General features: G+C 58.1%; 18 protein-coding genes. 8 read left to right on the top strand and 10 right to left on the bottom strand.

The genetic code is table 11. From position 1 onward, the window contains the following. Nucleotides 1–41 precede the first annotated feature (41 nt). From AC788_RS05985 to araD1, 4 genes are all read right to left on the bottom strand, one after another. Nucleotides 42–1,622: an aldehyde dehydrogenase (NADP(+)) gene (locus AC788_RS05985; protein ID WP_049859685.1), complete on the bottom strand. Its 1,581-nt coding sequence runs from the start codon at nucleotides 1,620–1,622 to the stop codon at nucleotides 42–44. A gap of 109 nt (nucleotides 1,623–1,731) precedes the next feature. Next, nucleotides 1,732–3,285, bottom strand: coding sequence for a UxaA family hydrolase (locus tag AC788_RS05980; RefSeq protein ID WP_049859684.1), 1,554 nt, complete (start codon nucleotides 3,283–3,285; stop codon nucleotides 1,732–1,734). A 55-nt stretch (nucleotides 3,286–3,340) separates the two neighbouring features. Further along, nucleotides 3,341–4,660 (bottom strand): MFS transporter, encoded by a 1,320-nt coding sequence (locus tag AC788_RS05975; protein ID WP_152965715.1) that lies wholly within the window; start codon nucleotides 4,658–4,660, stop codon nucleotides 3,341–3,343. A 70-nt stretch (nucleotides 4,661–4,730) separates the two neighbouring features. Beyond that, nucleotides 4,731–5,729 (bottom strand): AraD1 family protein, encoded by a 999-nt coding sequence (gene araD1, locus AC788_RS05970; RefSeq protein ID WP_049859682.1) that lies wholly within the window; start codon nucleotides 5,727–5,729, stop codon nucleotides 4,731–4,733. Between the two features lie 103 nt (nucleotides 5,730–5,832). Here araD1 and AC788_RS05965 point away from each other — a divergent pair, with 103 nt between their 5' ends. From AC788_RS05965 to dmeF, 3 genes are all read left to right on the top strand, one after another. Then, nucleotides 5,833–6,762 carry a LysR family transcriptional regulator gene (locus AC788_RS05965; RefSeq protein ID WP_049859681.1) on the top strand — a complete coding sequence of 310 codons (930 nt, stop codon included), beginning with the start codon at nucleotides 5,833–5,835 and terminating at the stop codon, nucleotides 6,760–6,762. 121 nt (nucleotides 6,763–6,883) lie between these two features. Further along, nucleotides 6,884–7,159 (top strand): metal/formaldehyde-sensitive transcriptional repressor, encoded by a 276-nt coding sequence (locus AC788_RS05960; protein ID WP_049859680.1) that lies wholly within the window; start codon nucleotides 6,884–6,886, stop codon nucleotides 7,157–7,159. Between the two features lie 7 nt (nucleotides 7,160–7,166). Continuing rightward, a complete protein-coding gene (gene dmeF / locus AC788_RS05955) occupies nucleotides 7,167–8,105 on the top strand; it encodes a CDF family Co(II)/Ni(II) efflux transporter DmeF (RefSeq protein WP_049859679.1) in 939 nt (312 codons plus the stop codon). Nucleotides 8,106–8,201: 96 nt separating this feature from the next. On the opposite strand, the gene AC788_RS05950 is transcribed toward dmeF, so the two are convergent. The 4 genes from AC788_RS05950 to AC788_RS05935 form a co-directional block, all read right to left on the bottom strand. After that, on the bottom strand, nucleotides 8,202–8,999 hold the full coding sequence (locus AC788_RS05950) for an SDR family oxidoreductase (RefSeq protein ID WP_049859678.1): 798 nt from the start codon (nucleotides 8,997–8,999) through the stop codon (nucleotides 8,202–8,204). 77 nt (nucleotides 9,000–9,076) lie between these two features. Then, nucleotides 9,077–9,835 carry an alpha/beta fold hydrolase gene (locus AC788_RS05945; protein WP_049859677.1) on the bottom strand — a complete coding sequence of 253 codons (759 nt, stop codon included), beginning with the start codon at nucleotides 9,833–9,835 and terminating at the stop codon, nucleotides 9,077–9,079. A 101-nt stretch (nucleotides 9,836–9,936) separates the two neighbouring features. Continuing rightward, on the bottom strand, nucleotides 9,937–12,039 hold the full coding sequence (locus AC788_RS05940) for a putative bifunctional diguanylate cyclase/phosphodiesterase (RefSeq protein ID WP_082223578.1): 2,103 nt from the start codon (nucleotides 12,037–12,039) through the stop codon (nucleotides 9,937–9,939). Between the two features lie 290 nt (nucleotides 12,040–12,329). Next, nucleotides 12,330–13,424 carry an NADH:flavin oxidoreductase/NADH oxidase gene (locus AC788_RS05935; protein ID WP_049859673.1) on the bottom strand — a complete coding sequence of 365 codons (1,095 nt, stop codon included), beginning with the start codon at nucleotides 13,422–13,424 and terminating at the stop codon, nucleotides 12,330–12,332. Nucleotides 13,425–13,727: 303 nt separating this feature from the next. Here AC788_RS05935 and AC788_RS05930 point away from each other — a divergent pair, with 303 nt between their 5' ends. Then, nucleotides 13,728–14,780 carry an aldo/keto reductase gene (locus AC788_RS05930; RefSeq protein WP_049859672.1) on the top strand — a complete coding sequence of 351 codons (1,053 nt, stop codon included), beginning with the start codon at nucleotides 13,728–13,730 and terminating at the stop codon, nucleotides 14,778–14,780. Nucleotides 14,781–14,835: 55 nt separating this feature from the next. Here the strand turns inward: AC788_RS05930 and AC788_RS05925 are convergent, their stop codons facing one another. Continuing rightward, nucleotides 14,836–15,894, bottom strand: coding sequence for an AraC family transcriptional regulator (locus tag AC788_RS05925; protein WP_236690470.1), 1,059 nt, complete (start codon nucleotides 15,892–15,894; stop codon nucleotides 14,836–14,838). A 270-nt stretch (nucleotides 15,895–16,164) separates the two neighbouring features. Between AC788_RS05925 and AC788_RS05920 the strand changes: the two genes are divergently transcribed. Next, nucleotides 16,165–17,133, top strand: coding sequence for an XdhC family protein (locus AC788_RS05920; protein ID WP_049859671.1), 969 nt, complete (start codon nucleotides 16,165–16,167; stop codon nucleotides 17,131–17,133). Nucleotides 17,134–17,219: 86 nt separating this feature from the next. Here AC788_RS05920 and AC788_RS05915 read toward each other — a convergent pair whose 3' ends face one another. Then, nucleotides 17,220–17,858: a hypothetical protein gene (locus AC788_RS05915; RefSeq protein WP_049859670.1), complete on the bottom strand. Its 639-nt coding sequence runs from the start codon at nucleotides 17,856–17,858 to the stop codon at nucleotides 17,220–17,222. A gap of 339 nt (nucleotides 17,859–18,197) precedes the next feature. On the opposite strand from AC788_RS05915, the gene AC788_RS05910 reads away from it, so the two are divergent. The 3 genes from AC788_RS05910 (at nucleotide 18,198) to AC788_RS05895 (ending at nucleotide 22,841) form a co-directional block, all read left to right on the top strand. Beyond that, complete coding sequence (locus AC788_RS05910; RefSeq protein ID WP_049859668.1) at nucleotides 18,198–19,154, top strand: ABC transporter substrate-binding protein; 957 nt, start codon at nucleotides 18,198–18,200, stop codon at nucleotides 19,152–19,154. 52 nt (nucleotides 19,155–19,206) lie between these two features. Further along, nucleotides 19,207–20,532 (top strand): LLM class flavin-dependent oxidoreductase, encoded by a 1,326-nt coding sequence (locus AC788_RS05905; protein ID WP_049859667.1) that lies wholly within the window; start codon nucleotides 19,207–19,209, stop codon nucleotides 20,530–20,532. Nucleotides 20,533–21,269: 737 nt separating this feature from the next. Further along, entirely contained in the window at nucleotides 21,270–22,841 is a 1,572-nt protein-coding gene (locus tag AC788_RS05895) for a DUF4041 domain-containing protein (RefSeq protein WP_049859662.1), read from the top strand. Nucleotides 22,842–23,515: the final 674 nt, after the last annotated feature.

The following is a 23,515-nucleotide window of genomic DNA, read 5'->3' as shown; positions in this document are numbered from 1 at the left end:
GCCTTGGACAGGCGGTTCTTATTGCCGGCTCGACCTGACCGTCAAAGTGCTACATCGGTATGTTTCCCATCGATCAACCGTTGAATGCCCAAAGGGTTGGCGTTTTGCAGCGCCGGTGGCAGCAGGGCGTCCGGGTAATTCTGAAAGCAGATCGGGCGCAGGAACCGATCAATGGCCAATGTCCCCACCGACGTCCCGCGCGCGTCCGACGTCGCTGGGTAGGGTCCGCCATGCACCATGGTGTCAGTCACTTCAACCCCGGTGGGGTAGCCATTCAATAGAATCCGGCCAACTTTCTCCTGCAAAAGCTCAGTCAGCCATCGATATCTCAACAGTTCATCGGCCTCACCGATAACGGTGGCGGTCAATTGCCCACGTAGACCATCGAGCGCAGCACCTAGTTGCGCATCATCGGCGGCTTCGATGACGATCGTGGCGGGCCCGAATACTTCTTCTTGAAGCAGTTCATCACGCTCCAGCAGCAGGCTGACGTCCGCTTTGAACAAGTGTGGCTGGGCCTGTCTACCTTGTTGCGGACTGCCCGCCAGCTGTTTTACGCCTGAGTGGGCCAGCAAGTGTTGCAGTCCCTTGCCGTAGCTTGCCAAAGCACCGACATTGAGCATGGTCTGAGCCGCTTGCCTCTTCATTTGCGCCGTGAAGCGCTCAAGGAAGGCGGTGAAACCGGCTGATTGCACACCGATGATCAACCCCGGATTCGTGCAAAATTGCCCGCACCCCAAGGTGACCGAACCCGCAAGTTCGCTGGCGATGGTCTCGCCACGGGCATTTAGCGCCTCGGGAAGAATGATCACCGGGTTAATGCTCGACATTTCCGCAAAGACCGGAATCGGCTGGGAACGCTCCGCAGCCATCTTGCACAAGGCATTGCCACCTTTGAGAGAGCCGGTAAACCCCACAGCTTTGATGGACGGGTGCTTGACCAGCCATTCACCAACGCCTCCGCCATAGATCATATTGAACACTCCGGCAGGCATATCGGTGCGCTGCGCGGCACGCATGATCGCGTCCGCGACCCATTCGGCGGTGGCCATGTGGCCGCTGTGGGCCTTGACCACCACCGGGCAGCCCGCCGCCAGCGCAGAAGCGGTGTCCCCACCGGCCGTGGAGAAGGCCAACGGAAAGTTGCTCGCGCCGAACACGGCAACCGGCCCCACAGCGATTCGGAACTGGCGCAGATCTGGACGGGGCAATGGTTTTCGATCCGGGAGGGCGCGGTCTATGCGCGCCCCATAAAAGTCCCCTCGTCGCAGCACGTTGGCGAACAGCCGCATTTGCCCGCTGGTGCGGCCACGCTCACCTTGTATGCGCCCGGTGGGTAACGCCGTCTCCCGGCACACGGTGGCGATGAAATCCTCACCCAAGGCGTCCAGTTCGTCGGCGATTGCATTCAGGAAGTCAGCGCGCCGGAAGGCGGGCAGATTACGATAGCGCAGGTAGGCATCGGCGGCGGCTTTGGCAGCCGCGTCGACTTCCCCTTGCGTGGCCTGTGTGAAATGGCCTGGCAGCGCCTCATCCGTGGTCGCATCGAAACTTTGCAGTTGCACGCTGCCGGCGCCCAGTCGCTGTCCGCCGATGTAGTTCAGACCGATAATCCGGGTCATGTCAGGGCTCCTGATTTGATGATTGGGGACGTGTCGAAAACCGCTTCGGAACGCGGCACCGTGCCCTGCCGAGCGGTGGTGGCCGGATTGTCGAAGCGCACTCGAAGTCTCAAGTGATCGCACCGATCTGCCATGGCACAAACTCGTTCTGGCCGTAGCCATGCTGTTCGCTTTTGCTTTTGTCACCCGAGGCGATCCGCAGCATCATCCGGAAGATGTACTCGCCACGTTCTTCGATGGTCATGGAACCGTCGGCAATCCCGCCGCAGTTGACGTCCATGTCTTCTTCCTGGGTTTCCCAAAGACGACTGTTGGTGGCCAGCTTGATTGAGGGCGAGGGGGCACAGCCATACGCCGAACCGCGCCCGGTGGTAAAGGCAATCAGGTTGGCCCCGCCTGCGACCTGGCCGGTGGCCGAGATAGGGTCATAGCCGGGCGTGTCCATGAACACCAAGCCGTGTGCCTTGACCGTTTCCGCGTATTCGTAGACATCCACCAGGTCGGTGGAGCCTGCCTTGGCCACCGCTCCCAGGGACTTTTCCAGAATCGTGGTCAAACCACCGGCCTTGTTGCCTGCTGAAGGATTGTTGTTCAGCTCAGCATCCATACGCTTGCAATAGGCTTCCCACCACTGAATCCGTGCGATGAGCTTTTCCCCGACGCTTCGACTTACGGCACGGCGGGTCAGCAGGTGCTCGGCGCCATACACCTCTGGTGTCTCCGACAGAATGGCGGTGCCTCCTGCGGCCACCAGACGATCGACTGCATTGCCCAATGCGGGGTTGGCCGTGATACCGGAGTATCCATCCGATCCACCGCACTGCAGGCCGACGACCAAGTGCTTGGCGCTGACTGGCTCGCGGTTGACCTGGTTGGCTTCGGCCAACAGCGACTTGACCTGGGCGATGCCGCTGGCAATGGTTTTGGACGTGCCGCCTGTGCCCTGAATGGTGAATGTACGCAGCGAATCGCTGCTGGTCAGGCCCTGGGCCGCCAGCAGATCCGGAATCTGGTTGGTCTCGCAACCCAGGCCTATCATCAGCACCGAGGCGAAGTTGGGGTGAACGGCATACCCGCCCAGCGTCCTGCGCAACATGGCCAAGGCCTCGCCACCGGGGTCCACCGCGCAGCCCACACCGTGGGTCAGTGCGACGACGCCGTCGACATTGGGGTACTCGATCAATGCTTCCGGGTGGATGTCGCGGCGGAAATAGTCGGCAATAGCCCGTGCCACGGTCGCCGAGCAGTTGACGGATGTCAGGATGCCGATGTAGTTGCGTGTCGCCACGCGGCCATCGGCGCGTACGATTCCCATGAACGTTGCTTCTGTAGGCGAGGGTCTGCCTTTGGCGTCGACACCGAAGGCATAATCCCGAGAGAAATCGCCCATGACCACGTTGTGGACGTGCACGTGTTGTCCGGCGGCGATTGGCTGACTCGCGAAACCGATAATCTGCCCGTAACGGCGCACTGGCTGACCCACGGCTATAGGCCGAGCCGCCACTTTGTGTCCAGAAGGCACAGGCTCCAACACCTCGATACCTTCGTTGAGCACCAGATCTTTGACCAGCGGTTGCCGCGCAATCAACACATCGTCCAGCGTGTTGAGTCTTATCACGGCATTGGCAGCAGTTTCGCTGCCTGTTGTAGTTATGAGTTGCATCACGGTTGCCTCGCTTTTGCAATGGGCGCAATGGGAATGGAGCCTGCAGGGCAGCTCACGCCAATCCACGCTCGCGATAATCGATAAGACTGGAGAAAAGCATCAATCCCGACGCCATGACCACGAAGAAAATCAGTGCCAGGAAGTACGAGCCGGTGTATTGCACGATCAAGCCGATCAAAATGGGTACGATCACGCCGACCATGTTCCCGCAGAAGTTCATGCTTCCGCCAAGCACGCCGGCTTTGGACTGGCCGCCGAGGATGGCTGGCAGGCACCAGTACATGCCGCACCAGCGAATGAAGAACAGGGCCACGCACAGCAGCGAAATCACGGTCAGCGCGTCGCTGCTGTAAGCCACGGCGAGAATGCAGATGGCGGCAATCGCTGCAGAACCTGCGAACATGCTGCGCATGACGGTATTAGGTTGGCCGCCGGCCGCTTTCCATTTGTCGGAGATCCAGCCGCCGAACAATTCGCCGATGAAACCGCACATGAAGATCAGAAAGGTCGCACCGCCCATGGCCTTGATGTCCAGGTTGTGAGCTTTGTGCAAGTAGCTCGGCATCCAGGTGAGCAGCCCGTAGAACACGCTGTTGTAGCAGGCATACCCGGCAAACATGGCCAGCACCGAACGGCTTTTGAGCAGTTCCTTGAGGACCGCTTTGCGCCCACCCGTAGCTTTTCGGGCCGCTTCATTGGCCTCGGTAATGTAAGCCAGCTCTGCGGCGTTTACCTTGGGGTGTTCACTTGGATGGTTTCTGATGTACCACCAGGCCCATATCCCGGCGACCATGGTGCCAACGCCGGCAATGACGAACGCGATGCGCCACGAGTCGAGCCAGGTGATCAATCCTGCGATCAGAATGGCGCCGAACGCAGTACCCAGTGGTGCGCCGCCATCGACCAAGGTTGCGCCGCGCCCACGCTCGTTGGGCGTAAGCCAGGCACCGTTGAGCTTGGCTCCGGCGGGCATGATCGGCGACTCGGCGACGCCCAGCCCGATACGCGTGATCAGCAAGGTGACCCAATTGTGTGCGGCGCCTGCAAGGGCCTGGAAAAGCCCCCAGCCAACGGTTGCGATGCCGACGATGTTGCGGGTCTGAAAGCGGTCGAGCAGCATACCGCCAGGAATCTGCATCAATGCATACGACCAGAAAAACGCACTGAGCATCAATCCTTCAAGCGCCGGCGTCATGTTGAAATCAGCGGAGATCAGCGGCAGCGCCACCGACAGCGAGGCGCGGTCGATGTAGTTGATCGCCGAGAGGAGTAGTAGCAGCAGGAATATCCGCCAGCGCACCGTGGTTGGACGTGCACTCGCCGCATTCGTCGATGCAGCAGCCGTAGCGACCTGTACATTGCCAGTGGTCATATTCATCTCACTCTTATGTTTATTATGAAATGCGTTATTTGCAGGTGGCCCCCTCAGGGACTTCTACCCGTCACAGTGATTTCACGTCGCCAACGCTGAACGCCGAGGCGGCAACGTCGATGGTATTAACCAGCGATTTGCCGAACTCGTTCATGCTGACTTCGAAGCGATCGCCCGGCTGGGTTTTCACATTGTCCGCTACGGACAGGGTAGCCGTGCCGAAGAAGTGCACATGCACATCCCCCGGACGCAGGAACTGGTTGTACTTGAAATGGTGATACTCGAGGTTCGTCAGGCTGTGGCACATGTTGTCCTCGCCACTGAGGAATTCTTTTTCCCATAACACCTTGCCATCGCGCCAGATCCGGCTGGTACCGACCAAGTCGCGGGGTAATTCACCTACACGCAGCTCGGGCCCATAGGCGCAGTTACGCAACTTCGAATGCGCCAGATACAGGTAGTTGCGACGCTCCATGACGTGGTCCGAGAACTCGTTGCCCAATGCGAAACCCAACCGGTATGGCTTGCCGTCTTCACCGATCACGTAGAGGCCGGTCAGCTCAGGTTCCTCGCCCGCATCCTCGGCGAAGGGAGGTGACTGGAAGGCCTGGCCTGGACGTACCACGATCGAGCCGTCGCCCTTGTAGAACCATTCAGGCTGAGCGCCGACGGTACCGGCTGCCGGGCGGCCACCGTCGATACCCCATTGGAACATCCGTGCCGTGTCAGTCAGTGCGGCCTGATCGTCAAGCTTGTTCTGGTGCATCTTGTCGCGAGTCGAAGCGCTACCCAAATGCGTGAGGCCAGTGCCACTGATCAGGCAGTGAGCCGGGTCTTCATGGTCCAGTGGCGGCAGCACACGGCAGGCCTCCAGCAGCTGGGTATAACTTTCTGCACCCAGCGCGGTGCCCACGCTCTGTATTTCCTGCTGCAGGCTGCGGCCGTTGGCGATCGCGGCCAGAGCCAGGGTGCGAGTACTGGCAGTACCTTTGATGACTTGGATCGAGTCACCTTCGACCGCGCCCACGCGGCGTTCGCCGGAGGCATCTTCAAACTGGATCAAGCGCATGGTGAGTCCTTGATTTGTTGTTATCGTTGGGCCCACTTTAAATTTCCATGACCTTGTTGCCTAATGAGAGTTACGACCCTAGCGATAACTTTTAGGTATACCCATGCTCCCGTCCGTTTCATTGATCGTCTCTCGCCTGCGGCTCAAACAACTGAGACTGTTGATTGCTCTCGACGAGCATGGCTCTGTGCGCAAAGCTTCCGAAATCATGGCGTTGTCGCAACCGGGCGCCACCAAGGCATTGCAGGAAATCGAGGCCGTCTTCGGCTCTAGCCTCTTCGAACGCACCAGCAAAGGTCTGGAGGCCAACGATCTGGGGCGCTGCGTCATTCGCTATGCGCGTTTGATCCACACCGATCTGGAGCATCTTCGCGAAGAAATGGTCGGGATCCTAAAAGGGCAAGGCGGCCGCCTGGCCATCGGCACGATCATGGGGGCTGTGCCGGCGCTGGTAGATAGCCTGGGACGATTGCGTGAAAAACAACCGGAGCTGTCGATCAGCATCGTCGAGGACACCAGTTCGCGACTATTGAGCTTGCTGGATCAGGGGAGGTTGGACGTCGCGATCTGCCGAACCAGCGTGAGCCCACGCCCTGGTGCCTATACGACGCGCTTCCGCGCCCAGGAATCTCTGGTAGTAGTCACCAGCCCCGCCCATCGCCTGGCGCATGCGCAGGATCTGCAATTGGCCGACCTGATGGACAGCCGCTGGGTCGTCTTCCCGGTGAACATGCCCATGCGCTTGACACTGGAGCGAGAGTTTCGTCAGGTAGGCCTGAGTTTCCCGCTCTACGCGATCGAAACCTCTTCGACGTTCACGACGTTATCTTTGTTGCTCAAAGACCCCAACCTGGTGGCCGTGATGCCAAACGACGTCGCCCAAACAGCGCTGGACCACGGCATGTTGGTCAAGCTGGCGCTGACCATCGAATCAACTAGCGAGCCTTATGAGATCGTCACCCGGGCCAACGTTGAATACACGGCCTCGATGGTCTTGCTGATTGAGGAGATGACCGGGGCGGGTTTGCGCTGACCCTTCAGGAAGGTTCGCCGGGCGTGATCCAGAACATTGCTAGAAATGACCTTGCCGGTGACTTGCGACTGCCTCAGATACGGAGCATGATGCCTCCCACTATAGGGTAGGGGGGTATGGTATGGCGCACACCAAAGCGGCGAAAGAACAGTTGCTCAAACGGGTCAAACGTATCGCTGGCCAGGTCCAGGCCATCGAACGGGCACTCGAGGACGACGCCGAGTGTGCCAAGACCCTTCATTTGGTGGCAGCCACCCGTGGTGCTATGAACGGCTTGCTTGACGAGATCCTCGAGGACCATGCCTGGGAGCACGTTGCCAAGCCTGGCTTGAGCGATGAAGAACGAGCCAAAGGCACCGAGGAACTGCTCGAAGCCGTTCGCCGCTATGGGAAATGACATCGCCATGACCAACGCCTCGCTCCAGCACAGCCACAGTCATGACTTCCTCGGCGTCGACCATGATCACAACGCTCGGCGTACGCTGTGGGTTGTGGCACTCACCGTGGTCATGATGATCGGCGAAATCGCAGCTGGCTACGTCACCGGTTCGATGGCATTGCTTGCCGACGGCTTCCATATGGCCACCCATGCAGCTGCTTTGGGAATATCTGCGGCAGCCTACGGATTTGCGCGCAAACACGCGGCCAACGATGCCTTCAGTTTCGGCACGGGCAAGGTAGGGGATCTGGGTGGGTTCGCCTCAGCGCTCGTCCTGGGTCTGGTTTCGGCGGGTATCGGCGTCGAGTCAGTCATGCGCCTGTTCCAACCGACGTCGGTTCAGTTTGGCACCGCGACGCTTATTGCGGTTGTCGGCTTGATCGTCAATATCATCAGTGCGCTACTGCTATCGGCCGGCGGTAACAGCCATGGTCATGGTCATGGTCATGGTCACGATGATCATCATCATCACCACGAACCGGCCCATGGTACGGACAACAACCTGCGCTCGGCTTACGTGCACGTCATGGCTGATGCAGTCACGTCGGTGCTGGCCATCGCTGCATTGCTGGCCGGCAAGTTCCTGGGTTGGGTGTGGCTTGACCCATTGATCGGTCTGGTAGGTGCCGTGGTCATCGCCCGTTGGGCGTATTCACTGATGAAAGACACCGCGGCTGTCCTGCTGGACAGAACAGACGAGCATGTAGCGCAGGAAATTCGCGAACTGCTACAGGGCGAAGGTATTGAAATCACCGACCTGCACGTCTGGCGGGTCGGTCCGCAGGCGCGAGCGGCGATTGTCAGCGTGCACGGCGATTCTGGACGCTCTGCAGATGACGTTCGGACCGCACTGAAGTCTGTGCATGAGATCAGTCACCTGACAGTTGAATATCGACTGGCATGACACCTGGGCGGCGCAGATTTCGTCTACTTGAATTCATAGCCCGCTTGGCGGGCTACTGAATCCGGTCCTGAACTAAAACCAGCGATCCAACCTCGGTCAGTTCTGCAGCGCCTGCACCGAACCGCCGTCGACACGAAGGTTGCTGCCGTTGATGAAGGACGCGCGTTCAGACACCAGCAACGCGATGGCGGCGGCCACTTCTTCTGGCTTGCCACGGCGTTTCTGGACGATGCCAGGACGCTCTTCTTCGAGGAAGCTTTCAATGGCTTCTTCGAAGGACACGCCCAGTTCTTCGGCGCGCTTCTTCATCATCCCGTCGGTCATGGGTGTCTCGATGAACGCTGGAGCCACGGTATTGCACAGTACGCCGTGAGCGGCTTCTTTGTAGGACAGGTTCTTGATGAATGCACCCAGCGAGGCCTTGGCAGTGTTGTAGACCGCTTCTTCCCAGTACGGCTGCACGGCGTTTTCGGACGTGATGCAGACGAAGCGGCCCCAGTTGCGGGTGCGCATATCAGGGATGGTTGCCCGAGCGACGCGCACGGCAGAGAAGAAGTCCGTGTTCCAGGCTTCCAGGTAGTCCTCGTCCGAGAGCTCCAGCGGATCACCCTTGGCACCCGTGACGCCCGCAGTGTGAACGACGATGTCGATCTTGCCGAACTTGTCTCGACCAGCCTCGACGACGCGCGCGACCTGGTCCTGCTGAGTCATGTCGGCGGCCACGAACACGCTGTCGGCTTTCAACCAGGTGTAAGCCTCTTCCAGCTTCTGCTGATCCATGTCACTGAGCACCAGTTGCACGCCTTCTTCATGCAGCTGTCTGGCAGTCGCCAAGCCAACGCCGCCGCTGGCACCGGTAATGAGTGCAACGCGGCCTTTGATTCCCAGATCCATATTCACCTCGCTCAACGATTATGCCGACATGGCGGCGTTCAAATGCATGTTTCAAACCGGGTGTAGCTAGAAGATGGTCATTTACTGCACTGTTCCTTCGCGAACGTCAGCATCAACTTCGCCAGTGCTTGAGGCGTCTGCATCGGCATCAGATGACCCGCGTTCGGAATGACTTCCAACGTACTGCGCGTAAAGGCCGCCAGCGTGGTGAGGCGCTGCTCTTCGGGCCCCGGCACCTGCTCATCGAGCTCGCCACAGACCAGTAGCACCGGGTAATCGATCGTCCCCAATCGGGCAGTCCAGTCTTCACGACTGCCGTGATCGACCCAAGCGCACCAGGCATCGAGGTTCAGCCGTTGGGCATCGGCGATGGCGACTTCGCGAACGTCGTCAGGTAGGCGCAACGTGCTGGATTCATCGACGAAGGCTTCAGCCTCGGGACGCGTCTTGGCATAAGCGCGTTGCTGGTCTCGGTCGGCATCGCTCATCGGCTGTGGGCCGGGGGGCGAGGGCGCGACCAGTACAAGCCCGCTCAGGTAGTCGGGCCGGCGTGACGCCAGCACCACGGCGACCTTGCCTGTCATCGAATGACCCACCAACACGCAGTTCGTCAGGCCCAGTTCCCGGATGCATAGATCCACGTGCTCGACCATTGCTTCGACGCTATACCCCTCGACCTGCGCCGCATCGCCGAATCCCGGCGTGTTGATCGCTATGCACTCATGTTGGCCGTCGAGATAGGGAAGGGTAGGAAACCAGGTACGGTGGGACCCGCCCAGGTAATGCATCAGCACGAAGGTGGGCGCCCCGTGGCCTTGTCTGCTGTGTGGAAGCATGGATATGACTCGTGAGGGTTTGCCAATTGAGGGGGGCGAAGAAAGCAAAGTTCAGTCGGATTGCGAGGGCACGCCAGAGCAGGAAAATCAGATACGCATTATCAATGGCTGTCGAGAGCCGACGGCATGTCTATGCTGCCGGCGATGAGTAACGTGGTCATCTGGAGCTCGTTCAGTGGCCGGCTGAACAGATAGCCTTGCCCTTCATGACAGCCATTGCGCTGCAAGAAACCGAGTTCCAGGACATCCTCGATACCCTCCGCTACTACACAGTGCTGCAGGCTCGTGCCCATGGCGAGAATCGCGGCGACCACTGCAGCGTTATCTGAGCGCGAATCAACATGTCGAATGAAGGATTGATCAATCTTCAAGACGTCGAACGGCAGTTGAGTGAGATACGCCAGGCTGGAGTAACCGGTGCCAAAGTCGTCCAGCGCCAGACTCAGGCCAGCGCTCTTGAGACTCGCCAATATTCGGCGATTGAAGGGCAGGTCAGACATCAGCACGCTTTCGGTCAACTCAAGTTGCAGCGTACCTTGGGCGATCCCCGTTTCCTGGAGAATCGACTGGATGTCATTCACATAACCGGCGTGCGCCAACTCGATCGTCGACACGTTGACGGCAATGCAGACATTTTTCAGCCCCTGCTGCTCCCATCGCCGAATTTGCCGACACGCCGTCTGTACCACCCAGTTACCGATGGGAATGATCAACCTGCTGTCTTCGGCAATAGCGATGAAGCGTGAAGGGGCGATTAGGCCCTCGCGCGGATGTGACCAGCGCAACAAGGCCTCCACCCCAGTTATTTGGCCTGTACTCAGATCCACTTTGGGTTGGTAATAAAGCATGAACTGGTCAAGCCGCAGGGCATTGCGCAAGTCAGCTTCGATGGCCTGACGCTCCACAACATTGGCATTCATGGTGGGTCGGAAAAACTGATAGCGATTGCGACCTTTCACTTTGGCATCGTAAAGCGCGGTGTCGGCATGCTTGATCAGGTCTTCAACGTTGGAAGCATCGGTGGGGAAAAAGCTGATACCGATACTGGCGGATATATGAAGCGTACTTTGGTTTATCTGATGCCCCGCATTGATGGCTTCCAAAATCTTCTTGGCAATGACTTCGACGTTATCGTCCACCTGCAAAGCTGGCAGTAACACCACAAACTCATCGCCGCCCTGACGACTTACGGTATCCGAAGCCCGAACGCTGCGGGTCATGGCGGTCGCCACAGCGAACAGAAGTTGGTCGCCTACCGTATGGCCGAGCGAATCGTTGATGTACTTGAAATTGTCGAGGTCGATAAACATCACGGCCAAGCGCTGATTATCGCGCCGTGCGGTGCGGACGGCCTGTTCCAGACGATCCTGGAACAACACTCGATTGGGCAACCGAGTCAGGTAGTCGTGCTCGGCCAAGTAGGTCATTTTCACTTTCATGGCGCGCGCCTCGGAGACGTCATGAAACACCACCACGGCGCCAGTCAGATCACCCCGATCATCAATGATTGGAGCAGCTGAATCTTCGATATCCACCCGGTTGCCATTACGTTTTATCAGTACCGCCCCCGCACTCAGACCCGCTGCCGAACGCTGCTGCATAGCCAATTGCACAGGATGTAGCTCATCTCCAAGCGGGTCGTTGATATCAATGGACATCACTTTGGTGATGGATTGTCCTTTGGCCTCGGCGCTGGACCAGCCAGTCAGCACTTCCGCAGCCGGATTCATGAAATCGACGTTGCCGTTGGCATCGGCGCCGATCACGCCATCGCTGATGGCATTGAGCGTGACCTCGGCTCGCACCGCGCGCAGCTCCATTTGCCTGAGCATGCGAAAGCGCGAGATCAGATCGCGAATCAGCTGGACGCCGATACCCTGTTCTTTCGGCTCAGTGGAACTGAAACCCTGCGCACCCATAGCGACGAAAGCCTCGGCGGCTATGCGCTGGGCTCCCGTTCCACTCATCAAGATGGGTGTGGCCGACACCAATTCATAAAACGCAGCGAATCCTACGAGATCTCTGAATCGTCCGCGGGTCATGCTGACGATAATGAGTTCGACCGAATGCTCTTTCAGGTAGCTGACTACCGACGCGGTATTGTCGAAAAAGCTTATCTGCCAGTCTTCGCCGGCATCGCAAAACTGTTGAAGAAATCGAGTGTTTTCTCGAGCTCCACAAAGAATCACTATTGAGATAGTCATGCATCCTTGCCCCGTCACGATTTCAAAAGCATGAAATCAGAAATGCCTGTGCGGCAGGATACGACGCAGGGTGGGACGCACATTTCAACAACATCTCACCTCCCGAGCTAAATAGATAGGCAATTTCGGATTGAGGCTTGGATGAGCGAGCCTTTCGTATTCTCCATGGCGGGGCGCATCACGGTCACAGACATGACACGTGAGATGATGGTCGCAGCAAACGCCTGAGTCATTGAAGTCACGAAAAAAAAAGCCCCGATACCAACGGTATCAGGGCTTTCGAAACGCACTCAGGCCGACCAGTTCTGCAGCCAGAACGCATAGGGCGTGGGCAGCACCGCTTCGGGTTTCTCTATCCCCAGCTCCCGAGCAGCATGGAAGGGCCAATGTGGGTTGGCCAGTAGCGTACGAGCGAAGAACACCAGGTCCAGCTTGTGCTCACGGACGAAAGCGTCAGCTTCTTTCGGGTCAGTGATCATCCAGCTCGTCGCAACCAGCAGGCCTGTCTCCAGCCGCACGCGTTCAGCGTACGGGACCATGAAGTTAGGGCCCCAAGGTACCGGATCATTGGCGCTGGTGAGGGCCAGCCCTACGTCGACCAGGTCCAACCCCGCTTCCTTTGCCCACTTCAGAAGCTGCAGGGATTCGGAAAACGACTGATGTGTGTTTTCGCCGAATTCGGTCACGCCCAGGCGCATGGTCAACGGCAGATGTTCCGGCCACACCTCCCGCACCGCTTTCAGGGTTTCGAGCAGAAACCGGGCACGGTTTTCCAACGGACCGCCGTACTGATCCTCACGGACGTTCGATTGCGGTGACAGGAACGTTTGCCCGAGAAAGCCGTGTGCGAAGTGCAATTCAAGCCATTCGAAACCTGCTTGTCGTGCACGCACGGCCGCGTCGACGAAGTCTTGCTGAGTCACCAGGATCTGTTCCTGAGTCAGTTCCGCCGGTACGTAATCCGAGCCAGGCACATAGGGCAGGGCGCTGGGGGCTACCGGTGTCCATGCCTGCGGATCGGAGCGTTCCAGCGGCGCGCCTCCTTCCCAGGGTGGTGTGCAGCCTGCCTTGCGGCCTGCATGCCCGATCTGAATGCCGGGAACGCTGCCCGCCGCCTTGATCGACTTGGCGACGGCTGCGAAACCGGGTACGTGTTCGTTACTCCACAAGCCCGCATCGCCCGGCGTGATTCGACCTTCGGGGGCTACGGCGGTGGCTTCGACGATCACCAGCCCCGCACCGCCACGTGCCAGCATGGCGTAGTGGGCCTGGTGCCATTCGTTGAGCAGTCCATCCCGTGCCTGGTACTGGCACATGGGTGAGGCGACGATACGGTTACGCAGGGTGACGCCTTTTACGGCGAGCGGATCGAAAAGTGAGGCCATGACAGGGGCTCCGATAAAGGGGTAGCCCACGTTAGAAGGAATCACGAAATCGGGCTTGCCCTATTCAGGGTCATGATTGCCTAAAACGATTTTTTATTGGTCCTGCAGGGCTGGTGTGGCGCGTTCCTCATGGCGTCTCGGCAAACGTCGTCAGTATGGGCAATCATCAGCTTCGATCCGACAACCCAGAGCGTTGCTGCAAGGGGACACTGGCAATGGGGTCTGCACTGCAGGTCACCCTCCAAACCAAGTCCCGCGTCTTCAGGAATCACGAAGGCGGCGGCCTCAAAGGAGCAGGATCACATGAACTATCGAAAGTTGGGTCATTCCGGATTGTCCGTATCGAGCCTCATTCTGGGCACCATGGGGTTGGGTACTGAAACGAATGAGAAAGAGGCGTTTGCCATACTCGATGCGTATCTCGATGCCGGTGGCAACACCCTTGATACAGCCGACGTCTATGGCCAGGGTGCCTCCGAAGAGCTGATCGGTCGGTGGCGAAAGAGCCGGTCCGGCGACATTGTCGACCGCACCGTCATTGCTACCAAGGTTCGCTTCGGCACCGGGCCGGACGTTAACGATGTAGGGCTGTCACGCCGCCACCTGCAGCGTTCACTCGACACCTCACTTATCCGGCTCAGCGCACAAAGCATCGATCTGTACCAACTGCATGGTTGGGATCCACTGACCCCCGTCGAGGAAACGCTGTCCTTCCTGGATGCGGCATTGCGTGCAGGCAAAATTCAGTACGTGGGCGTCTCCAACTTCACTGGCTGGCAACTGCAACTTTTCATCTCTACCGCCAAAGCCATGGGCGTGCCTTTGCCTGTAACGATGCAGCAGCAGTACAGCCTCGCTTATCGCGAACTCGAATACGAAGTCATCCCGGCCGCCCTTCATAACAACGTCGGTTTGCTACCCTGGTCGCCACTGGCTGCGGGATTCCTGACCGGCAAATACATCCGCGATAGTGAATCCGGGCGCGGCGGCCGGCTGACTTCCGACAACCCCATGAATCAACACATCGCCAGGCAACTCCATATGAGCGATCGGAACTGGGCGACTCTCGACGTGATCAAAGACATTGCTCAACAACTCGGCGCTACGCCCAGTCAGGTGGCACTCAGTTGGCTGACATCGCAACCTTCGGTCACCGCTCCCATCATCGGCGCCCGCACCATCGAGCAGTTGCAGGACAACCTCGGCGCAGTGGATGTGGTGCTCGATGAGTCAGCGCTGCAGCGCCTGACCGAAGTCAGCGCGCCAACGCCTGATGATTACCCATATGGGCGTTTCGGTGCACTGCAGCGCAAGCGCTATATCGACTCCAGCGAACAAGCGTTGCGCGAGCTGTAAAGTCGCAGGAGCCCTGGAAGTCCGCGCCGGCATGATCGGAGTGGATTTCAAGGGTTCATTGAACCCGCATGCGCTTGATATCGCGCTGCGGTGGATGGCCGAACAGGCGGCTGTATTCGCGACTGAATTGGGAAGAACTTTCATAGCCCACCAGACCGCCTGCGCTACTGGCATCGATGTTTTCGCTGTACATCAACTGGCGTGCGGCCTGTAGGCGCAGTTGTTTCTGATACTGCAAGGGGCTCATTCCCGTGACGGTACGAAAGTGCTGGCGGAAAGTAGAAGGGCTCATATGGGCAATGGCCGCAAGATCATCCATGCGCAGCGCCTCGCTGTAATGAAGTTTGAGCCAGGCGACGGCTTTGGCGATGTTCTGGCTGGGCGACCCTGCGCTGACCACATGAAGCATATGAGGCCCGTGAGCGCCGTTCATCAGCCTGATGATGATTTCTTCCTTGATCAACGGCGCCAGCGATTTGAGCAGTTCGGGGTGATCAAACAAGGCAATCAGACGTTCGAGCGCCTCCAGCACCCCGCTGTCCAGTTCATTCACGGACAAGGGTTTGAAGGCTTCGTCCTTGAGCATCTGCGACAACTGCAGCCGCTCGGCGATTTCGACGACCAGCGCATTCTCGAAGGTCAGCATCATGCCCAGAAAAGGCTGTGCAACGCTGGCCTGGATGACATTGGAGATCACCGGCATATCGATGCTGGTGACCATCGATTGCCCCGGCCCATAGGTCATCAGATCTTCGCCCACGATCACCTGTTTGCGCCCTTGCACGGTCAGGCCCAGGCCCAGACCGTAGATACAGTGCAGGGGCATGGTGAGTTTATGGCGGCGGTGCAGCGTGAGGCCAGGTACGGGCGTTTCGTGATCGCCGTCGTTGCGTGCCCACCGGCTAAGGGCCTGGGCCAGCCTGCGGGTATCGTTGGCCACGAGCGGCTCGGCATTGCCGGAGGAGCTGCTTTGCAGCTCGATAGAATCGGTGGGGTGTTCACGGTGAGCCACAAGCTCTTCCTCCATGCTTGGTCTGGAAAGAGGCTGAAGAAAGCGCCAGAACGCCCTGATTAACGCAGCTGGTTCAAGAGCATCTAAACGGATCAGGCCCACGTTGCACGACTGGGTTTCATCGACGCCAGTATTGCAGGGCAATCGAGGGGCAAATTGCCTGAACAGACGTCTTTTTTGCCTATTCCGAGCGTAGACCGCAATAGTAAAGCCCGACCCAACGAGGTGTCAGCTCCGACCCAAGGTCCCAAGGAATAGGCAAGAACCCGCGTAGATCAGGCAATTCTGCGAGGCGACTGTCCCTCATACTAAACCGGGTAATTACGCCCCATTCGCCAGGGGATGTTGCCAACACAGCGGACCGTAACTCCCATGAACAGTCTCGACCTCCAAGTCGTCCAGCAAGCACAGCAATGGCTTGAGCAGGGACGATCCGTGTGCCTGTCTACCGTTCTGTCGACGTATGGCTCCGCGCCGCGCGGGCCGGGTGCGATGCTCGTTGCCTTGGCAGATGGGCGTTTCTGCGGATCGCTGTCGGGCGGGTGCGTGGAAGATGATTTCCTAGAACGCCTTAGCCGTGACGAATTCGGGCCTGACAACCAGGTCGTTCGCTATGGGGAAGGGGGCATGGCGCCGTCTTTGAAGCTACCCTGCGGTGGCGTGCTGGACGTCCTGGTTGAGCAGTTCGTCCCCGGCTGCGAGGCACTCGAGCATTTTTCCCTCATGTTGCAGGCGCTCCAGGGCCAGCAGCGGATCATCCGCACAGTTTCTCTGGACACCCTTGACCGGACACTCGACGTCTGCTCTGCACAGGGTTCGACGGTCGAACTGTCCGAGCGGCAAATCGCGATTCGCATCGGCGCAGCCCGGCGGCTATTGATAGCGGGACTCTCGCCCGTCGCAGAGTTCTGCGCAAGCTTTGCCGTGTCTCTGGGTTATGAAGTGATCGTCTGTGACCCTCGCACCGAGTTGCTTGCTGGCTTTGGCCTCGAAGGGGTCAAAGTTATCGAGCAGCTCCCGGCGACCTTCATCGCCAATGGCGGCTGCCACGCCAGTACCGCCGTCGTCGCGCTGACCCACGATCCCCGCCTGGACGACCTGACTCTACTTGAGGCGGTGAGAACGCCGGCGTTCTACATCGGCGCCATGGGCTCGCAGCGCACCAGCGAGAAACGCCTGGAACGCGTGCGCCGCATCGGCGGCCTGGATGATGAGGCGATCGAGCGGATCAGCGCGCCGGTGGGCTTGCGGCTAGGTAGCAAGACCCCGGCGGAGATTGCCTTGGCCGTGATGGCTGACATTGTTCGGGTGGGTAATGGGGTGGGTCGAGGCGCGCTGTGAGTGTTGAGTGCGATGCCTGGAAATCGGGCGGTATCAGGGCTTTTCAGCGGCACTCGCAACCCAGTGGTTCTCTGATCGGGCAATGATCACTGATCAGTCTCCGTCATCTGGGCTTGCAAGTTCAGGTATCGCTGCGCCCGTGTCACGATAAGGTAGTCGATACAGTCGGTCGCCAAATACCTTGCGAGCAGAATTGCCAATCCAAACAGCAATAGCCCGAAAATCCACATGAGAGGCACACCGGTACTGGCCATCAGAGTCATACACCCGACGCCCAACAACAGAGTGAGAAGTGTACTGATACCACCCGTCCAGGCGCTCAATTTATCCAAGGAGGTCACCGACAAGACTGGAGTCTCGCTACCAGGCTGCATCGCCAGAAACTTTGAAAGGCTTCGCAGCTGCATGCGGTTCCACCGCCCAGTTTCATCCAGCTCGAGCAGGTACTCCATCTTCGAGCGGCTAGTGCTGACGCCGGAGGCGATTCGAAACAGTTCAAGCTCCGTAGCGTCATCCAGATATCGAATGAGCCTCGTGTTGGTCGCACCCGATCGAATGTCTCTGAGGCGGGACAAGCGTTTGCGGACGAAGTGCTTATCGTGCCAGTCCATTGCCTTGATGATGTGAGATGCAATCTTCAGAAGCACTGCCAGCGTGGCTGCGGCTGCAACGAAAATGCTGTAACTGCTGTTGAGCAGTGGTTGTAGCTGCTGAATGACGTCCATGTGTTCGCTGCTTCCCTGTTTTGAGTGCGCGATTCTATCTCGACTTTGTCAGATGTTAATAAGCAGATCGGCATGAGCAGCAAGGGAATGATGCTGTCCTGCCTTCTCTATCAAACATCTCTCGCCTTCGCCCGAAAATGCGCACAACGCATCTTTAGTAATAGGATTATGCGCATTGGGTATTTCACCTCTTGCCCGAGCGTCTCTATCTTGTCGCAGCGTCCATGGGAGTTCTCCTCTCGAAGCGCTGGCGGCCTCGCTGCTGACCACATCCTAAATTCCCCGAGACCGTACCCGCGGATCGATCCTCACCGTCCTGAATGGGCTTTGGAGACAACCGTGCGTTACCTGAAGAAACTGGCGATCGGAGTAGCCACGTCCTTGCTCTGCCTTTCGGCGAGCGCGCAGACGCTGGTAGTGGGAGACCAGAGCTATAACGCACAAGCTGTCATGGAAGCGGCAGGCGTGCTGAATGACCTGCCTTACACCCTTGAGTGGAAACAATTCACAGCAGGATCGCCCGTTGCAGAGGCCCTGAACGTCGGCAGTCTGGATATCGGCTTGCTCGGTGACGCGCCTGCTCTGTTTCTGGGCGCCCTGGGTGCGCCGATCAAGGTGATTGCGGTAGGTCGCCAGAGCCTTGATGGCGTTGCCATCCTGGTAAGCAAGGACTCACCGATACGCAGTATCGAAGATCTCAAAGGCAAGCGCGCCGCGATCTGGAAAGGCTCCTGGAGCCAGCAGTTGTTATTCACTGCGCTGGATAAAGCGGGCGTTCCGAGAGACTCGCTTGACCTTCGCTATCTCAGCGCCCTGGACGCCTCTCATGCCTTGGACGGTGGTTCAGTGGACGTGATCGCCACCTGGGAACCTTACGTCACCCAGCAGGAAAGGCAGGGCGCGCGCATCCTGGCGACGGCAGACGGGCTGATTCCTGCGCAAAGTTTCATTGCCGCCAACGCCAAGGCCATCGATCCCAAGCGTGCACTGATCAGCGATTTCCTGCAGCGATTGAAGAAGGCTCGCGACTGGACACTGCAAAATCCTGCCAACACGGACGCCTATGCCGACGCCTGGTCAAAGCGCACCCGCGCGAACGCCGACATCTCACGAGCCTGGTTTGCCCGTGCGCGAACCACCATCGAGCCGCTGAGCCCACAAGCCCCCCTCCAGGCCCAGAAGACCGTGGACTTCTTCGCCAGCCTGGGCCTGGTCAAGGCCTACCCGGCGGCGAGTCTGTTCGATGATTCCTTCGCAGCGTCGCTCCAGCCCGCTGTGGCAAAAGCTCAACCCTGAACCGGCTGACAGCATCCCAGGCTTTTACCTACTCGCAAGGAACACGACCAACATGACGTCACGAAAGCTCAAACTCGGTGCTCTGACAATGGGCTGCGGCGGCCCGGGCCGGCACAACCTCTGGCTCGACCCCGAGTTGCCGGCTGACGCCAGTGTGAACGTCGATTGGTACATCGACATCGCGCAACAGGCAGAGGCCGCGCTGTTTGACCTGATGTTCATCGTCGACAGCCAGTTCATCACGCCAGGCTCTCCCTCGCACTATCTCAATCGGCTGGAACCCCTGACGCTTCTATCCGCGCTCGCGGTCACCACCCGACATCTGGGCTTGGTGGGCACGCTCACCACTTCCTACAACTCGCCTTACAACGTCGCGCGTCGACTCGCGTCGCTCGATCTGATCAGCAAGGGACGGGCGGGGTGGAACGTGGTCACCAGTGGCGATGCAGGTACCGCAGGAAATTACAGCAGGGACGAACATTTCGACTACGACACCCGATACAGCCGGGCTGCAGAGCATGTGCGGGTCGTCCAGGGACTGTGGAATTCCTACGAGGAAGATGCCTTCGTACGCGATCGGCAGACTGGGCAGTTTCTCGACGCGAGCAAGCTGCATGCGCTCAACCATACGGGTGAACATTTTTCCGTGGTCGGCCCGTTGAACATCCAGCGCTCCCCGCAGGGACAGCCCGTTATTTTCCAGGCCGGTGATTCCGAGCAAGGACGCGACCTCGGCGCCGCCACCGCCGACGTCGTATTCACCCATGCGGCCAGCATCGAGCAGGGCCAGGCGTTCTATCGCGATATCAAGGGGAGGGCGGAGCGCCTGGGGCGAGATCCCGAGCAGCTGTTGGTCATGCCAGGCGCTGAAATCCATGTCGGCGACACCGACGACCACGCGCGTGAAATCGAGCGGCACTACCATGAGGTCGACCACAGCTTCGAGCTTGCACTCAAGGAGTTCGGTCGCAACTTCGGCTGGCACGACTTCAGCCAGTACGATGTTGATGCACCTTTCCCACAGGAAAGCCTCGAAGCCGCGCGCAGCAGCTTCTTCACGGCCGCCAAACGGATCGCCGATCAAGCCTGGGAAAAAGGATTCACGCTGCGCCAAGCCGTGGAATTCGGCCGGCAGTTGCGGCCGGGTGCATTCGTGGGATCAGCAGAAACGGTCGCTCGAAAGATGGCGGACTGGTTCGAGGCTCGGGCGGTGGATGGGTTTAATATCTACATTGGGCACCCATCGCAGTTGAAGCGCTTCACTCAGGAGGTTGTTCCGTTGCTGCAAGAGCGCGGGGTGTACCGCACGGCTTACGAGGGGACGACGTTGCGGGAGAGTTTGGGGTTGGGGATTCCGGGGTTTGGTCGAACAGCCTGACTTGGTGGAGCGGCAAAAAATGGCGCCGGCCGCATTATTTCAATCTAGGCTTGGCGCCTGCGGGTGGCGAGGAAAAACTTAACGCCGTGTCCGGGGTTGGTTGACCACTACAACAAGGCGTTTGTCAGGGGCGCATTGGGGACCGCAGCAAGCATAGGCCAGAGTAGCTAGCTAGCTGAGGCGCTCAAATCTGAGCTGATCATCACCGCCATACATTCGCCTGGTGGTGACGACGGATGCTGCAGCGAATGAAGGGTTGTTACGTTTGGAGGCTTGTGAAGGAGTGATTTCCTGATACCCTTCGCTGATCGTATCGCACTAATAATTGCCAGCCGCTACGAGCGATCTGGCGATTGGCCATGCTCGCTTGTATGCTGAGCCACTTAACTTTGGAAACGGAATCCAAGATGAAATTCAGCGCTCGACTTGTCCTGCTGTCCATCACAGCCATCTCTGGTTATATACAAACTGCCTATAGCGAAAGCATCCCGGTCACCAAGAGTGCAAAAGGCCAGATCGTTCAAACGGTTGAGACTGAAACCGTTACGTAGCTTGGTCAGGGTTACCAAATAAGACTTGGGGAAATCCAAGGTGCTCAGCCCTAAGAAGCTGCCCGAGCGCGCTGGTGATCACTAGGCGTTCAATAGGTTATTTGTCGGCCCCCCTTTGAATAAACCATACCCTCAACCAACGTAGTGCTGTAGGAACACTTGTTCCTATAGAAGGGACGATCTCACATGGAACTCATTGCCCTCATTGCAGGCATAGCCACAGTCGTGCTTTTGATTAGAAGCACCAAAGCCAATGGCAAGGTAGCTCAACTGACTCTTGAGCTTAATGCGAGGAAAAACGACCTCGACAAAACTGAGGACGAGGTCAGCGAACTTCGGAAACAGCTTCAGCTACGAACCCGGGAGCTTGAACGCTTCAAAGATATCGTTGATGTTGAGGCAGAGGCCGCACGGCTTTCAACTACAGCGAGCTCTGAGCGTAACCGCCTGCTTCAGCTTGCCCAGTCCCGAGTCGATCAGGCCGAGACTCGCTTGGCTAAAGCTATCGCTGACGCCGACAAAATTGTAGCGACCGCGAACGAGCGTGCCCAGGAGATCGCCGGCGATGCTATGGAGGCTATGGGTAAAGCGAAGCAGTATGCCAATGCTGCCAAGGCCATGAAGAACATCATCGAAGGCTATGGTGATGCTTACATTGTCCCTACCTACCACCTCTTGGACGACCTAGCTGAGGAGTTCGGATTCATTGAGGCTGGGCAGAAGCTCAAAGAAGCCCGCGAACTTACCAAGGTTTTGGTGAAGACGGGCAGGGCGGCTAGCTGTGATTACGCCGAAGCGAATCGCCGTGAAACTGCAATTCGATTTGTGGCTGATGCCTTTAACGGCAAAGTTGACTCCATTCTGTCTCGCTCCAAATCAGACAACCACGGCAAGCTTGAGCAGGAAATCCTCGACGCAGCCGCAGTGGTCAACCAGTTGGGCGCTCCTTTCCGAAATGCCCGAGTGAATGATGAGTACCTCAGAGCACGCCTTGAAGAGTTGCGTTGGGGAGTGACCGCCAGGCTTTTGAAGGATCAGGAGCGCGAAGAGCAGCGACAGCTACGCGAACAAATGCGCGAAGAAGAGAAGGCCCGTCGTGAATACGAACGTGCCATTAAAGACGCTGCCAAGGAAGAAACGACACTGCGTAGTGCTTTGGAAAAGGCCCAAGAGCAGGTAGCCGCAGCTAACGCTGCAGAACGCGCCAAGTTTGAAGCTCGCCTAGCTTCGCTCCAAGACCAACTGAAAGCAGCTGAAGAGAAAAACAAACGAGCTCTGTCGATGGCCCAGCAAACGCGGGCAGGCCACGTGTATGTGATCTCCAATACAGGATCGTTCGGAGAGGAGATATTCAAGATTGGTATGACTCGCCGTCTCGAACCACTAGATCGTGTTCGTGAGCTGGGCGACGCCAGCGTCCCATTTGAGTTTGATATACACGCGATGATTTTCAGTGATGATGCGCCAGGCTTGGAAAAGCAGCTGCATCGCCATTTCCTAAGGGAGCAGGTCAACAAAGTGAATCCTCGCAAGGAGTTCTTCCGAATTGACCTACCGTCGATTCGCAAAGAGCTTGAATCACTAAATGTCGAAACTCAGTGGACGATGGTTGCGCAGGCACTCGAATATCGCGAAACCCTGCGGATCGAAGAGCAGATTCGTGAAAATCCAGCGGTCGCTGCTGAGTGGACGCGACATCAGTTGGCAGTCGAAGAAACCATTGCACACGAAGAAGAGGCAGCGTTGGAGGCTGTGTGAGCAAGCGTTCAGACTCCACAAGGCGGGTATTCGTACCTTCGTGTACATTGCCGAGTTTCTATCTTCAGTTTTCTAATCAACCCAGCTGCGCGTGCAGGCTGCTGTAGCATAAGCACTCATGGCGCTAGTAGAAGGTCATCATTCGCAGCACGGCTGTGACTGAGCGCGCAGGCCGTGAGGCCGAAGGCAGAAGTATTATAGGTGGGTGAAAGCGGCTAGGTGCTGATGGAAATATCTAGCATGGCATTTTATTTAACATAATATACATTATGCGTAACTTTATGATACGCGATCCGCATGGCAGGGTTGCCCCCGGTCTCCAGGCTTCGTTGCTGTACCAGACGATCCTGGTCCTCCGGTAACCTCACTCTCATACGCATCATAAACACTCGAGTACTCATCGCCCGCTGTGCCCATCGATTCGTGGGAGCATCTGCTCAGCCTCTGTCCATCCCACGTCAAGCGCTTGGGACCTGCGTAGCGTCAAGTACGTTTCGAAAGCTGTTAATCATCCTCGTCAAGATTCACGTCTTGCAGCCGCAGCGCTAAAGCTGCCCGTTGGCTGGCCAGTCAATCATGACTTGGGCATACCAGGTGTTATCACGCCTTCGGCGATCGTAAATCTGGGCGAGATCTCCGATAACTCAAAACCCGATTAATCCACAAACCTGTCC

Origin of the sequence: Pseudomonas sp. RIT-PI-a, assembly GCF_001187875.1 — a bacterium.
GTDB lineage: Bacteria > Pseudomonadota > Gammaproteobacteria > Pseudomonadales > Pseudomonadaceae > Aquipseudomonas > Aquipseudomonas coleopterorum.
This window is presented reverse-complemented; position numbering and strand designations above follow the sequence as displayed.